The 13,729-nt window shown below is 38.5% G+C and carries 12 protein-coding genes; all 12 read right to left on the bottom strand.

Going from position 1 to position 13,729, the window contains the following annotated elements:
• Window positions 1-45: 45 nt before the first annotated feature.
• Window positions 46-2,343 carry a WG repeat-containing protein gene (locus BLR54_RS09905; protein ID WP_090420385.1) on the bottom strand — a complete coding sequence of 766 codons (2,298 nt, stop codon included), beginning with the start codon at window positions 2,341-2,343 and terminating at the stop codon, window positions 46-48.
• Window positions 2,344-2,396: 53 nt separating this feature from the next.
• A complete protein-coding gene (locus BLR54_RS09900; RefSeq protein WP_143008428.1) occupies window positions 2,397-3,944 on the bottom strand; it encodes a hypothetical protein in 1,548 nt (515 codons plus the stop codon).
• Between the two features lie 217 nt (window positions 3,945-4,161).
• Window positions 4,162-5,220 carry an ATP-binding protein gene (locus BLR54_RS09895; RefSeq protein ID WP_090420380.1) on the bottom strand — a complete coding sequence of 353 codons (1,059 nt, stop codon included), beginning with the start codon at window positions 5,218-5,220 and terminating at the stop codon, window positions 4,162-4,164.
• A gap of 468 nt (window positions 5,221-5,688) precedes the next feature.
• Window positions 5,689-5,928 (bottom strand): helix-turn-helix domain-containing protein, encoded by a 240-nt coding sequence (locus tag BLR54_RS09890; RefSeq protein ID WP_090420377.1) that lies wholly within the window; start codon window positions 5,926-5,928, stop codon window positions 5,689-5,691.
• A 14-nt stretch (window positions 5,929-5,942) separates the two neighbouring features.
• A complete protein-coding gene (locus BLR54_RS09885) occupies window positions 5,943-6,482 on the bottom strand; it encodes a DUF2975 domain-containing protein (protein ID WP_090420376.1) in 540 nt (179 codons plus the stop codon).
• Between the two features lie 163 nt (window positions 6,483-6,645).
• Window positions 6,646-7,965 carry an aspartate kinase gene (locus BLR54_RS09880; RefSeq protein ID WP_090420374.1) on the bottom strand — a complete coding sequence of 440 codons (1,320 nt, stop codon included), beginning with the start codon at window positions 7,963-7,965 and terminating at the stop codon, window positions 6,646-6,648.
• A 179-nt stretch (window positions 7,966-8,144) separates the two neighbouring features.
• Window positions 8,145-8,945 (bottom strand): ABC transporter ATP-binding protein, encoded by an 801-nt coding sequence (locus tag BLR54_RS09875; protein WP_090420371.1) that lies wholly within the window; start codon window positions 8,943-8,945, stop codon window positions 8,145-8,147.
• Window positions 8,938-9,891, bottom strand: a complete 954-nt coding sequence (locus tag BLR54_RS09870) for an ABC transporter permease (RefSeq protein WP_090420367.1) — start codon at window positions 9,889-9,891, stop codon at window positions 8,938-8,940. Before BLR54_RS09870 ends, BLR54_RS09875 begins: the two co-directional genes overlap by 8 nt.
• 18 nt (window positions 9,892-9,909) lie before the next feature.
• Window positions 9,910-10,956, bottom strand: coding sequence for an ABC transporter substrate-binding protein (locus tag BLR54_RS09865; RefSeq protein ID WP_090420364.1), 1,047 nt, complete (start codon window positions 10,954-10,956; stop codon window positions 9,910-9,912).
• Window positions 10,957-11,079: 123 nt separating this feature from the next.
• Complete coding sequence (locus tag BLR54_RS09860) at window positions 11,080-11,751, bottom strand: DNA alkylation repair protein (protein WP_090420361.1); 672 nt, start codon at window positions 11,749-11,751, stop codon at window positions 11,080-11,082.
• Window positions 11,752-11,839: 88 nt separating this feature from the next.
• A complete protein-coding gene (locus tag BLR54_RS09855; protein WP_090420359.1) occupies window positions 11,840-12,049 on the bottom strand; it encodes a hypothetical protein in 210 nt (69 codons plus the stop codon).
• Between the two features lie 55 nt (window positions 12,050-12,104).
• Entirely contained in the window at window positions 12,105-13,697 is a 1,593-nt protein-coding gene (locus BLR54_RS09850; protein ID WP_090420357.1) for a Y-family DNA polymerase, read from the bottom strand.
• Window positions 13,698-13,729: the final 32 nt, after the last annotated feature.

Genomic DNA, 13,729 nt, shown 5'->3' with positions numbered 1-13,729 from the left:
GGTTTGAAATTAACCACCCCTATGGACTTGTGTATCTATAATATTTCAACGCCAATAATTGTATTTTTTACGAAGATCTTCTTTTGACACACAATATACATTTGTTCCTAAACGATCAAAAGGTGCATCACAACTATCATATTGATATATCCACTTATATTTTTCAGCCAGCTTATCCGGTTCTTCCTCTGGCTCTACAATATTAAGCGCAGCACGATAAGTCACCCTACAATAATCCCAATCATCATAATCAGCATATCCTTTTGCTGTACCTAATACCTTCATGCTCATTGTTTCTGGACAGTATCTAAACCATGTTACGCTATTATCAGTCAAATCCTTTCCGTAGTACGTATAATTATCATCAGATGTTAATTTAACATCAAACCATTTTTCACATAAAATTTGGCCCTTTATATTCATTAAATTGTATTTAGGAACAGTCCCAGATTCATCACACACATGTATAATCTGACGAATGACGTCATATCTCTTATACGTGTATCCCGTATCAATCATGTTTCCATTCAAATCAGCTGCTACAACAGTATTATCCTTTGTCACTCCTACAACTGAGCCGTCGTCATATACCTTAAGCCAATTATATTCTCCTGGAATAACCTGCTTACCATTTAAATCAATAAGAACGCTATAGTCACTATCATTCTTTTTTGCAATTAAATTTATAAGCTTATAATCTTTGCTATATACTGCGCAATAATCTGTATACAAGGTTGAATCAAAAATTATTTTTTCATTCCGTCTTATTCTAAGACACTTCTGATTTTTTGTTTTATCATCAAAATAATAATTCCAAATATTTCCTTCTAAATCAATTATCTGTCCATCAGCATAAACAATACCTCTATCACCTCCAAGAGAACCCCAAGCACAAAGCTTTTTTCCATCTCCAGCTATCAAATCATACTGCTTCCCCCGACACTCGCTAACCTCATAATTCGCATCTGTATATATTTCAGAATATTGAGGCTCTGCAATTATTTCTCCTTTTTTGTTAATTAAGCCATACATATCCCCTAAATCGGTTTCAAACTCACATATATCTTTGCAATTAAAATATGTAAAGCAATCATAATAATACAGAGAGTCATATACCTCAGAATCAAAGTATCTATTCTGGTATGTTCTTTCATCATAAAAATCTTTTTCGAATTTAACACCTCTATATTCAAGGAAATCTATATCCTTATAATCATAATAATCTCTATACGCATCATTAATTACCTCTGCTAATCCCGTTAAAAATCTTTGTCTTTCAGATATTCTTCTAGTAATAAACCACGGGATTTTACATACCTTATCACCATTTAAGTCGATGAAATGTCTTTTACCATCATATGCTATTCCTACATCATCAAAGGATGGATATTTATCATAAATAGCCCCAGTATTTTCGCCAGTCTTTATATTTACAATTCCATATTTTTCATTATAAAAACCTGTCCACACCGGAAATAGATTTCGAAGGGTATAAATATAAACATCATCCGTCTTACACGAAAAAGCATGTGCCGAAGTTTGTTCAGTGAGTTTTTTTCCTTCAGAATCCACTAAAAGGCAAATATCAAATGAGGTATAAATGTTTGCCATAATCAATACAAAAATGGCAGCTATACCAATAGTCCACTTTGTCTTCTTACTATTTAAAATCTTATCTGCATAAATGCCTTTCTCTTTAGCATCAGTATTATAAAATCCGCTTCTCTCTATAATTCTAAATCGAATATCGTCGTAGCAATCCTTAACAATTTTTACCGAATAGTACAACCTACTCGCAAGAAGAAACATCAAAACAATCCATAAAAATGGTTTTCGTCCAATGTACGTTAAAAAGAATGTAACAATTATTGCTAAGTAAATTAAAATCCACTTGGTATTAAAGCTTATATATTTTCCTATTCCATCATTTGATCTTATCTTGTCATAGAAAGAATAATGAACATATACAAGGTTTTCATATATGCAATATTCCAATACAAACTTAATAATAAATGATGCTGCCAGTACCACCTTTAAATATGTCGCAGACCCATGCATGAAGTATATGCATACCTCCATCACATCCAGCCCTATCATCACTTTAAAGCTGTTCTTGATTCGTCTATTAACATACAGGCCTTCCCTTGGCATTGACCAGTAGACCAGTAGCATAGATGAGATTTTTATATAATAAATAAAATACTCTAACCCTACAGATATATATGTTGCGTAAAAACCAGCCATGTGTAACATGACATTTATAAAATTTACATAGGTAAACAGAAGCAACGCTTTCTTTGTATCCATTTTCTTTAGTTCTTCAATCTTTCTAGTAATATTCATTTAGCAGTATTCTTTCCTTTGTTTTTTTTAATTTGGGATTTTTCTATCGAAATCTACCATGGCCAGCTGGATTTTTTTATATACTCGCCTTCCACTTTATTTCCATTAAAGTCTATAATCTTATATTTTGTTTCCCCATTCTCATTATCCAAATCCTTTGCTCGATAGTATATTAAGCCCTTATCAGTATCTATATTATCAATGCGATCACAATCATCCATCAATTGTTTTCCTGAAGTGTTTATGACGTATAGATTGTCAGATTTTTCCACGACAAATACTCTATAGTCATCACTGGCCTTAATGTATCTATATTTTGGTAGTATAGTAAATTTTCCTTTATCATTTATCACACCACCACGATTTAAAAAATCACAATTATATACTGCAACACCATTTTTAAAATATGTATCTGATTGACTATCTTTGTATACGCCTATCACAAATGGTCCAGAAATATCATAACTATCATACAAACGATGCCCATCTTCATATAAGAAACGTTCCAACTGACATGATTCTTTAATAGTTGAATCAATAAATCTCTGTTTCATTGATTTCTGCATTTTTATAATATATGGAACATTTAAAATTTCTTTTCCTGTAATATCGATAAAGTGACCATCGTAGTCCCACGCAAGCTTATCACTATCAAATTCAAGATAGTCCTTGTATATTGCACCAGTGTTATGACCATTCTTGACAGTTACAAGCCCATATCTTTTCGATTGGAATCCAGTCCATTCAGGCAATCTGTTACACTGCGAATATTGGTAAACATCCTCTGACGGTTGACTAGCATAATTAGATGATGTCTGGCTACTTAAAATGTTTCCTTCATCATCTTCAATATGATATTCTCCACCACCGTAGCTGTAGTAAAGCATAAAAAATAGGGAAAAACATCCTGCTATTGCTACTAATCCAATTTTCTTTTTCTTTGAAAATGTTCTTACTTTATTTATTTTCTCTTCATCCTTCAAAGGTACTTCCGCGAGCACCTCTGCGGCTTCCCCTATAAAACCAAACTCAATCATTCTCCTTACGAAGAACAGAAGTAATAATGTAACTAGAGAAGATAAACTCCCGAAAAAGAAATGCCAGATTCCATTAAGGATAATCGGCACATGAATAAATAGCCAACATTTCTTATCAAACGCACAGTTCCCTGCCTGTGTCCTACGTTTTTCCCAGCCAAGCAAACTGGCATGATCCAAAACTTTATAGCATATATAATAATCAGCAAAGATTTTTAAAATCAGCGATATGTATAGTACTATTCTAATTGGCTTTGTAAAATCAGTTGCATACGAATAAATAAAAAGTTCAAGGCAATCACAAATAATGCTTATCTTTATCATATTTGCAATTGAGGAAAACTCATCTTCCCTGTATGTACTAAACACCTTATACAAGCAGCAGAATATTGTTATTTTTAATAAATAAATTAAAATCTCTAACTCTTGGGATATAAACGGAATAATACTAGATATTATATGCATCGAAACTACTAAGAAGTTTGTCCAGCAGAATATTTTCAGTCCCTTATGCAAGCTCATATTATTTATAAATATGGACATTCTTTGTATTTGTTTTTTCATTACCAGTGCACGCCACATAATGATGTAGCTTATTCTCTCCTTTTGATCTATCGGTCGCTATCAATGCTCGTTTTTACGACTTTGTCATATTTTAGACACATTGTTGACATTATTACATACATCCCCCCTTATGACAAGGAAAACAAAAGGATTCTAGCACAAGCTAGAATCCTCAAACAGTTTTCTTTCTTTTTCCATCATGTTCGAATCATTACTACTATATCATTCCCAACAATACTTGGTTTTCTACAAACTCTTTAAATCTAGGTAGCTTTACTCGAATCTCTCCGCGATTCTCGACATCAATAATTCCTTTTTCACTGAGACGAGCTCTAGGAATTGACCATTCATTGTGCTTTGCCTTTGTTATTTCCAGTAGTTCTGTAGCGGTCATTTTTTCCTTCTGAACTATAAATTGTAAAAACCACTTATCCTTAGATGCCAATTCACTCCATATTTTTCTATATACTTTGTCTGCCAACACATCATCAAATAATGCTAATACCTTTTCAGTTAGGATCTTTTCTCCGCTGTCCCACATGTATTTTCCTAGTGCCTGATAAGCAAATGCATATCCCTTAGTGAGAACTGCCATTTCTGTAGCAACGTCCTCTGATACACCAAGCGTCTTCTGATAATCAGAGCGAACAATAGTCAAATTTAAAGGTTGCATTTCAAACTTAGAAGCTCTAAGGAAAAATGTAAGACCATCTGTGTTTTCAATAGCCTCAATATCTTCATACAAGCCTGCTACAACTACATAAATAGGCAAATCTTCTCTAATTAGAATCTGAAATGTTTGTATAAAATTTATCATTTCTGGAGTTTTTCTAGCCTCATCTATGGTTATCAAAACTCTTTTTTTCTTTTTGCTTATTTCCTTAAGTATAGTTTTTAAAGCAAAATCTATACTTGCAACAGGGCTCTTCTTATCAATATTAACCCCGATTCCAAAGGCGGAAAGATTAAGATTTGCATCAACGAATTTTGTAATAAAAGGAACAGCACTATAAAGCTCCGCCACCAAATCTTTTGTAATCTCGCCATCTGATTTCAAGCCTACAACTATCCAGTCATCATTTTCTCGAATTCTTCTCTCAATAGCTGTAAGTGTAACTGTCTTACCAGTTCCTCTAATTCCTGTCAGCTTAAAAGCTTGTTCTTCTACGATATCGCTTTCAAGTGTCTCTACAATAGTATCTATCAAATAATCACGGCTTATATACTGATTAGGAATTCTACCAAAATTAATCACATACGGGTTTCTTCCTGTCATAATTACCTCCTGATCACATGCTATATAATAATTTATCATCTATATAATACTATATAATCCAATATAATTCTATATAATTTATATAAAGCTATATAATCCAATATAATTCTATATAATTTATATAATCCTATATAAAACCAGAGTGGTCTAGGCCGGAAGGTGTAGGCCACTTTTGTTTTTATCAATTTTGGTGCTGATAAAGCCTATATATTCGTTATCCTTTGATAAATTTAGCTATTAGCCAACCTCAAATAGTCTATTTTAGCGCTATTTTATCAATCACCTCTTTGCAAATCCCATAACTTCATAGTGGAATTGATAAACTAGCCTATCACTGAATATTTTTTATCAATCAGAAGCCTACAAAAGCACATATTTCATTTTATAGTTGATAAATGTGCCATTTGCGCTAGCAAACACCAAAAAGAGCTGGCACACACGCCAGCTCTTTTCAACTAATGCAATTTTCTAATTGTCTTCACCATCATCTTCCCCTTCTGCATTTGGGTCATACTTGAGTATGTCTCCAGGTTCGCATTCAAGGGATCTGCAAATACCTGCAAGGGTAGTGAATCTGATTGCATTTACTTTGTTGTTCTTAATTTTGGAAAGATTAACATTTGAAATTCCCACACTATCTGCCAAGTCATTAAGTGACATGTGGCGCTTGGCCATCATAATATCCAGTTCAAGATAAATTTTGCCCATTCAAATACACCTCCTTATAATAATCCGTCTACATCTTTTTCAAGAGTTGCACCATATGCAAAATACTGTGACAAGCAAAGTACGATTAATCCGAAAAGTACCTCGCTAAACTCAAAGCCCAAGGAAAGATTATCTGCGATGAAACCAAGGATAATATTGGCAATAAGTTTAACTACTGGAATTGCAATTGCGATATAGCCAATTCTCTTTACAAGAACAACATTTGCATCTGCGAAAGGTGACGATGTGTTGGTCTTGTTAAAAATCTGATTTACATATCTGAACATAAATGCCATAAGCACTGCAAGTATTGCTGCTGAAACGAGAATCCCAACCATTGCTGGTGCAAAATTGCTTGCATTAAGTTCAAAATCTAGTCCATTAAAATTAGTTGCTGTAAAACTGTTTGTTTCAAAGTATTCTTCTGAAACCTTGTCTCTGAGAGCAAATATTGCAATCGCGCCGATTGTTACAAAAACAACTGCTACCCATAAAATAATCTCCATAACCTTTGCAAGTACTGCTGTGATGTTTCTAAGTTTTGATGCCTTCATAATTTTACCTCCTCTGATGTTTATCATTAATTATTTAATGTTTATCGTTAAATAGATAATATCACCAGTTTTTATCTTTGTCAACAACTTTTTATCGATAAACATTAAAAAAGTGTCATGGCATCAACCACGACACTTAATCTACATATAAATATGGCGTTTTTTAAAGCTTTGTCATTACAAAGATATCATAGATAGCCTTTACAGCTGCCTCGAAATCTTCGTTCTGAACACCGATGATAATATTCAACTCTGAAGAACCCTGGTCAATCATACGAACATTTACATGTGCATGGCTAAGGGCTGAGAAGATACGACCAGCAGTACCGCGTGTATTCTTCATACCACGACCAACAACGGCGATGAGAGCCAAATCAGACTCAATCTCAATTGAATCTGGAGCACAATTTCTGTGAATAGCAGAAACAACTGCCTGCTCCTTATTGATGAACTCATCTTCATGAACAACAACTGTCATGGTGTCGATACCTGATGGCATGTGCTCGATACAGATTCCGTTGTCCTCGAAGGCCTGAAGTGCCTTTCGACAGAAACCAACCTCTGAGTTCATAAGCGACTTTGTGATAAGCACTGTACAGAAGCCCTTCTTACCAGCGATACCTGTGATAACATATTCGTTTCTCTGGCCTGTAGATTCAACAATCCATGTGCCGTCATCCTCAGGCTTGTTTGTGTTTTTAATATTGATAGGAATACCAGCTGAACGAACTGGGAAAATTGCATCCTCGTGAAGAACAGATGCACCCATGTATGAAAGCTCGCGAAGCTCACGGTAAGTGATTGTCTGCATGCCAACTGGATCCTTTACGATACGTGGATCACAAATCAAGAAGCCAGAAACATCTGTCCAGTTCTCATAAACATCAACCTTTGCTGCACCAGCAACGATTGAGCCAGTCACATCAGAACCACCACGTGAGAAGGTCCTTACCTTTCCGTCCTTACCACAGCCATAGAAGCCTGGAATAACTGCCTTTGGATGCTCTTCAAGAGCCTTAGCCATAGTCTTCTCTGTCTTGTAAGAATTGAGGTGTCCCTCCTCATTGAAGAAGATAACATCCTTTGCATCAATGAAATCATAACCCAAGTAGTTTGCCATAATCTTTCCGTTGAGGTACTCTCCACGGCTGGCAAGATAATCCAAAGATAAATCAGACTTAATCTCTGCAGCGATTTCCTCGAAATCCTTGTCTAATGAAAAATCAAGATTCAAGCCAGTAATAATCTCGTCGTAACGAGCCTTAATAGCCTTAAGATTTTCAGTAACATCCTTACCTGCACTAGCATCCTCAAAGGTACGAATAAGCATATCAGTAACCTTTGTATCCTTGCTGTTTCTCTTACCTGGCGCAGATGGAACTACAAATACTCGATTTTCATCAGCTCTGATGATATCGCCAACCTTCTTGAATTGCTTGGCATCTGCTAATGAGCTGCCGCCAAATTTAACTACCTTCTTCATAATATATTGTCCTCGTCGTTATATTTTGTCTTAGGCCTGTGGCCTCCCGATACACAATTGCCTCAGTGCATTGCAATTAAGCATCATTTTAGCATATCGCTTTAGTAAGTTAAAGCACTAAATTATACTAAACAAGATATAATTTTAAACCTTTTTACTGTGAATTGTAACTAGGATTGCTAGGATAAAAGCACTCTATCGTTATCAAACTCTTCTCCTGCTCCCACCTTGAACTTTTCAAGGAGGTCGTTGACAGTAAGAGTCGAACGCTCTTCACCTTCGGTGTCAAACACAATTGTACCTGCGTTCATCATAAGAGTACGATTGCCCACCTCAAGTGCCTGATGCATATTGTGGGTAACCATCAGACAAGTGATTCCTCGCTCTGCCACAATGCTCTTTGTAAGCTCAAGAACCTTTTCTGCTGTAGCTGGGTCCAAGGCTGCAGTGTGCTCATCCAAAAGCAGAAGCTTTGGTGTAACAAATGTCGCCATCAAAAGGGTCAGGGCCTGGCGCTGACCACCTGACAAAAGACCAACTGGCTGCTTCATTCTATCCTCAAGTCCCATACCAAGAAGAGAAAGCTGTTCTCTAAAGCGAGCCTTATCCTTGTTGCTGATTCGAGAGAAAAGCTGGCTTGAACGATGTGATGCTCGAAGATAAGCAAGAGCCATGTTCTCCTCGATGGTCATGTTTGGAGCTGTACCTTTCAGTGGATCTTGGAAGAGATGACCAATCACCTTGCTTCTCACGTGTTCTTTCTTGAAAGTGATGTCCTCTCCATCCAGATATATATTTCCCTCATCAACAATGAAGGTGCCTGCAATGGCATTGAACATGGTAGACTTTCCTGCACCGTTTGAACCAACGATAGTGGCAAAGTCTCCGTCCTTTAATTCCAAATTAAGATGTGTAAGTGCCGCCTTTTCATTAACCGTTCCTGGATTGAAGGTCTTAGAAATATTATCAAGCTTAAGCATTTCCCTTCACCTCCTTGCTACGGTTTCCTCTGTAGTTTGCAAACTCTCGTCTCTTGAGGGCAGTCTTTCTACGGACATAAGGCATAGCAATTGCAACTGCAACGATAATAGCTGAAACCAACTTCAACGCCTCAGCAGGAACGGAAAGTCGAAGGGCAATTGCAACGATGAATCTGTAGAGAACAGAGCCTAAGATTGTTCCAAAGATTCTGCGAAGAGTGCTTCCTTTATTTCCAATAAGAGACTGGCCGATGATAAGAGAAGCCAGTGAAATTGTCACCATACCTGTACCAATATTGATATCAGCAGACTTCTGATACTGGGCTATAAGCGCACCTGAAAGACCTGTAAGTGAGTTTGCCAAGCAAAGGCCAACTGTGATTGTAAATGTTGGATTGATAGATGATGACTTTACCATTTCTGCATTGTCGCCTGTAGCGCGAATTGACATACCAAGAGTGGTGCCAAGGAACCACCACAAAAGCAGGGCGATAACAATGACGATTAACGCAACAATAACCACCTTAAACCAATCTCCAAATATCGTATATACGAATCCCGCTTTTCCAAGAGAGAAAAGTGTATCGCATCCAAAAAGATTTGTAAGGGATGAAAATCCCATTACGGCGATGTTGATGGTGTACAAACCTGTGTTGACAATGATACCTGCCAAGATGGATTCCACACCAAGCTTTGTCTGAAGAAAAGCTGTAACAAAACCTGCCATTGCTCCAGAAATGATAGCTGCAAAAAGTGCCAAGAATGGATGACCTGCGAGAGTCACCATTGCACCAACGGCACAGCCCAAAGTGAAACAACCATCAGTTGTTAAATCTGCGATATTTAGTATTGTGAATGAAATAAAAAGTGCTAAAGCAACTAGGGCGTATATACACCCTAGTTCTAAAGCACTTTGAAAAATCGAAACTGTAAAAATTGACGACATAACTCAATAAACCCCTTTTTATTCGAACTCCTTTGATGTCTGAATCTCCACGAATCCATCGCACATATCGCGAAGCTTTTCATAATCCAAATCAAGAGCTGCTGCAGTCTCAGTGTTGACTGTGGCTGTACCATTGTCAAGAGTCTTAACTGCAAGTGTAGCTGGCTCCTTGCCATCTACTAAAATCTCAGCAACCATGTTGGCTGTCTCAACACCAAGTGTAGCGTAATTTACTCCGTAGCCAAGGTATGCACCGTTAAGAGCAAAAGAATCAGCACCACAGTAATGAGGGATTCCAGCCTCGATGAACTTCTCATAGATACCAAGCTCAGCTGTCATGATTGTGTTGTCAGTTGGTGTGAACACTGCATCAACCTTCTCTGCACAAAGAGCATCAGCTGCAAGCATTACTTCGTCGTTCTTTGTTCCTGTCTTTTCAATAACCTCGATGCCAGCCTTTTCAAGATATTCCTTTGCTTCCTTGATAGGAGTTGTAGAAGCATCCTGTGACTTATCATATAAAAGACCAACCTTTGTAAGGTCTCTATCCTGCTCAAGCATTAAATCAAGAATCGCTGCTGTGTTGAGAGCGTCTGAAGTACCTGTAACATTTGCACCAGGTGCATCGTTTGAAGCCACAAGACCTGCGCCCTCTGGATCAGATACTGCTGCAAAAACAACAGGAATCTGATTATCCTCTGTAGCTGCCTGACAAATCATAGCTGTAGGTGTTGCGATTGGAACTAAAACATCCACCTCATCATTTATAAGCTCTGCCACCATCTGGTTGATTGTGGTTGAATCTGCCTGACCGTTGCAATAGTAATCCTTATAGTTGAAGGTGACACCCTTCTCCTCTGCGATTGTATCAAGCTGCTTTTCAAGATTATCAACAATCTGGTTCAAAGAAGCATCATCCACGTACTGAATAATACCTACCTTGAATTCCTTCTTTGATGAATCTGAAGCATCACCTGAATCTGAAGCTGCGCCCTTACCACAACCTGTGATAGAAGCTGCAAGCATTGCCATTCCTAATAATATCGATAATACCTTTTTTTTCATTGTAATCCTCCTAACATAAAAGCCTTCACCTAGCACGACTTTTGTATCATTTCAATATTGTAGCATAACGCTTTAGCAAGTTAAAGTGTTTAAGCATAATTTAAGGGACCAAGTTTGGCCCCTTTATCTAAAGCTCTTTAAATATTCTTTGTGCTCCTCAGTGACTCTGTAGCTTTCCACGGCTTTTTGGATGGCCTTTTTGTGGGTCCAATCCTCCAAGCGATGCTGCTCAATGAATTTTACACTGGCATCATATTGCTTGGCCAAGGCTGTTGCAAAATACCAGGCAACCATCATCTTCAGGTAATAGTCCTCTCCTGTTTTTGATGCCACAAGCTCTAAGTATTCTTCCTTGAAATCCTCCCCAAGGAATTCGTTCATCAGAATACGCATGCCAAATCGAGCTGTGTACACATGGTCAGACGCAATCCACTTTTTTATATAAGGAAGAAGCTTTTCGTGATTTTTCTTGAAGGACTTTGGTGTAGCCTGATCTGACACTGGCCAGCAATCCACATAAGGAAGAAACGCCTCCACCAGCTGCACGCATTCATCAAAATCCTTTATTAGAGATATGATAAAAAAATGCACCAAGTTTTCTTCATAATATTTGTGAGGAAGCTGCTGTAAAAACTCCTTATAGTCTCCGCTTTTGAAAACATCCTTTGCAATATTTCTCATGTCTGGAGTGCGCACCCCAATAATGGTTTCCGCTGGGATGTTCGGAACAAGCTTCGCCTGAAATTCTTTGTACTTGTCATCCTTTGCTTGTAGTAATCTGTCGTATACTGTCATAGTCCCCCCCCTACTTCTAGTCTGATTTGATTCTTATTTTCTGGTGTATCTATTCATTGTCTGATTCTATTCTTCTTTTCCCTTGAGTCTACTCATAATCTGGAATCTCATTTGTTCTTCTGGCTTCCTCGCTAATCATCTCTTCGTATCCGGTAAGAGCTGCGAAAGGCGCAAACTGAGCCGCCCTGTCATACAAGCTCATATGAGGATGCTTGGTAGACTGATGATGAGGCAAATCTATTATGTCACCGTAAACAATTCTAGGATCCTTTTCTTTTCCTGTAATTCCCTTAGCCAAATCTATTCCTCCAATATCTGATTTGTCAGCAGTGCGGGCGATTGCCCCTATATTTCTATTCCTCCCCTGACGAGTGGCCGCCCACCTGCTTATTTCTTTTCATGGTCATGGCGCCTTCCTCAAGATTCATTCCCTTTAATACTGCATTTTTTCCAAATTTATCAATGATAGAAAGTGTGGCCTTTTGAAGCTTGTGCTCCTTTTCTTCCGCTGCCCTCTTTGCCTCTTTTTCCTTTTCCAAAGCTTCGTAGTCCGTGAACAAATCCATCTGATATGGAAGCTCTTCTGGGATTTTGTCCCTTGGAATGAGATTGCAAGCCACCACGTTAACCCTGCGAATCAGAAGCTCTGGGTCGATTATCCTGTCGTAAAGCTCCACCATCACCTGAGAAATCTGCTGAGTGGAGCTGGTCCAGCTATCAAGATTTCCTGTGCCGTGAGCATGATAAGGAAGAGGCCTGCCGTAATGATCAAGAGTCACCTTTCCTTTGTAAAGCTTGTTTGTGCCCTGTATCTTGAAAGTGGAGTCGCTAAGACCTCTGCCCTTGTAGCCATATTCCAGGCTGGTTCTGTCATAGCCAATGGTAAGCTCCACTTTCTTGGTGACCAAATCCTTCCGAACAAGGTCTAGCACCAGAAGCTCTGTCATTTCCTTTACAATGAGCCGTGCCTTCTCCGCGGTGTATGGCTCCATCAGAACCTGACCGCTGGACAAGCTGTTAGTCTGAGGCCGGTAGCTTTTGATGGTGGAAATCTCTGTTGGCTCCCACCCCCAGGCATGGTCTATAAGTAACTCAGCATTGATACCCAGGGCGTGATAAAGAATATCCTCGTTGGTGACGCTGATTCTGGCAATATCTCCCATGGTGAAGATGCCAAGGCGAGCCAGACGTCTTGTGATTCCACCGCCTACTCTCCAAAAATCTGTGAGGGGCTGGTGACACCAAAGAAGTTCTCTATAGGTTTGCTCATTCAACTCTGCAATACGAACTCCATCCTCATCGGCAGGCACATGCTTTGCAACAATATCCATGGCCACCTTTGCCAAATACATGTTGGTGCCGATGCCGGCAGTGGCGGTGATTCCAGTCTCCGCATATACGTTTTTAATCATGGTCATGGCCAGCTCGTGAGCTGTGCAGGAATAAGTATTCAGATAAGCTGTGACATCGATAAAACATTCATCGATGGAATATACATGAACATCCTCTTCAGAAACATAGCGAAGATAGATAGAAAAAACCTGAGTGGAGGTTTCCTCATAGCGCTTCATCCTAGGAGGCGCAGTAATATAGGCAAGCTCCAGCGCCGGATTCTTTTCAAGCTCACCAGCATCTGCGGACTGACCTACAAAATGATATTCACCTGTCTCGGGATCTTTTGGAAGAAGGCCAAGAGCTTTGGCCCTACTGAAACGCTCGGCATTGACCTCCTTCACCCTTTGCACTACCTCGAAAAGCCTGGCTCTACCAGAGATACCGTAGGCCTTCAAGGATGGGCTCACCGCCAGACAAATAGTCTTTTCTGTGCGGGAAGGATCAGCCACCACTAGATTCGTGGTGAGAGGGTCACGCCCCATATCATTAAGCTCGCAGGAAGCATAAAAACTCTTTAAATCTATGGCTATATAAGTTCTTTCAACCATCATAATACCTCCTGCTAAATGTACTATGATGATAC

The sequence above is a fragment of the Pseudobutyrivibrio sp. YE44 genome, assembly GCF_900104335.1.
In the GTDB taxonomy this organism is placed as follows: Bacteria; Bacillota; Clostridia; order Lachnospirales; family Lachnospiraceae; genus Pseudobutyrivibrio.
The sequence above is the reverse complement of the archived record's forward strand: the minus strand, read 5'-3'. Positions and strand labels throughout refer to the sequence as shown.

Excerpts from the sequence above, each read along its gene's own strand:
- BLR54_RS09905 (WP_090420385.1), bottom strand. The coding sequence starts at position 2,343 with ATGAATATTACTAGAAAGATTGAAGAACTAAAGAAAATGGATACAAAG.
- BLR54_RS09900 (WP_143008428.1), bottom strand. The coding sequence starts at position 3,944 with ATGAAAAAACAAATACAAAGAATGTCCATATTTATAAATAATATGAGC.
- BLR54_RS09895 (WP_090420380.1), bottom strand. The coding sequence starts at position 5,220 with ATGACAGGAAGAAACCCGTATGTGATTAATTTTGGTAGAATTCCTAAT.
- BLR54_RS09890 (WP_090420377.1), bottom strand. The coding sequence starts at position 5,928 with ATGGGCAAAATTTATCTTGAACTGGATATTATGATGGCCAAGCGCCAC.
- BLR54_RS09885 (WP_090420376.1), bottom strand. The coding sequence starts at position 6,482 with ATGAAGGCATCAAAACTTAGAAACATCACAGCAGTACTTGCAAAGGTT.
- BLR54_RS09880 (WP_090420374.1), bottom strand. The coding sequence starts at position 7,965 with ATGAAGAAGGTAGTTAAATTTGGCGGCAGCTCATTAGCAGATGCCAAG.
- BLR54_RS09875 (WP_090420371.1), bottom strand. The coding sequence starts at position 8,945 with ATGCTTAAGCTTGATAATATTTCTAAGACCTTCAATCCAGGAACGGTT.
- BLR54_RS09870 (WP_090420367.1), bottom strand. The coding sequence starts at position 9,891 with ATGTCGTCAATTTTTACAGTTTCGATTTTTCAAAGTGCTTTAGAACTA.
- BLR54_RS09865 (WP_090420364.1), bottom strand. The coding sequence starts at position 10,956 with ATGAAAAAAAAGGTATTATCGATATTATTAGGAATGGCAATGCTTGCA.
- BLR54_RS09860 (WP_090420361.1), bottom strand. The coding sequence starts at position 11,751 with ATGACAGTATACGACAGATTACTACAAGCAAAGGATGACAAGTACAAA.
- BLR54_RS09850 (WP_090420357.1), bottom strand. The coding sequence starts at position 13,697 with ATGATGGTTGAAAGAACTTATATAGCCATAGATTTAAAGAGTTTTTAT.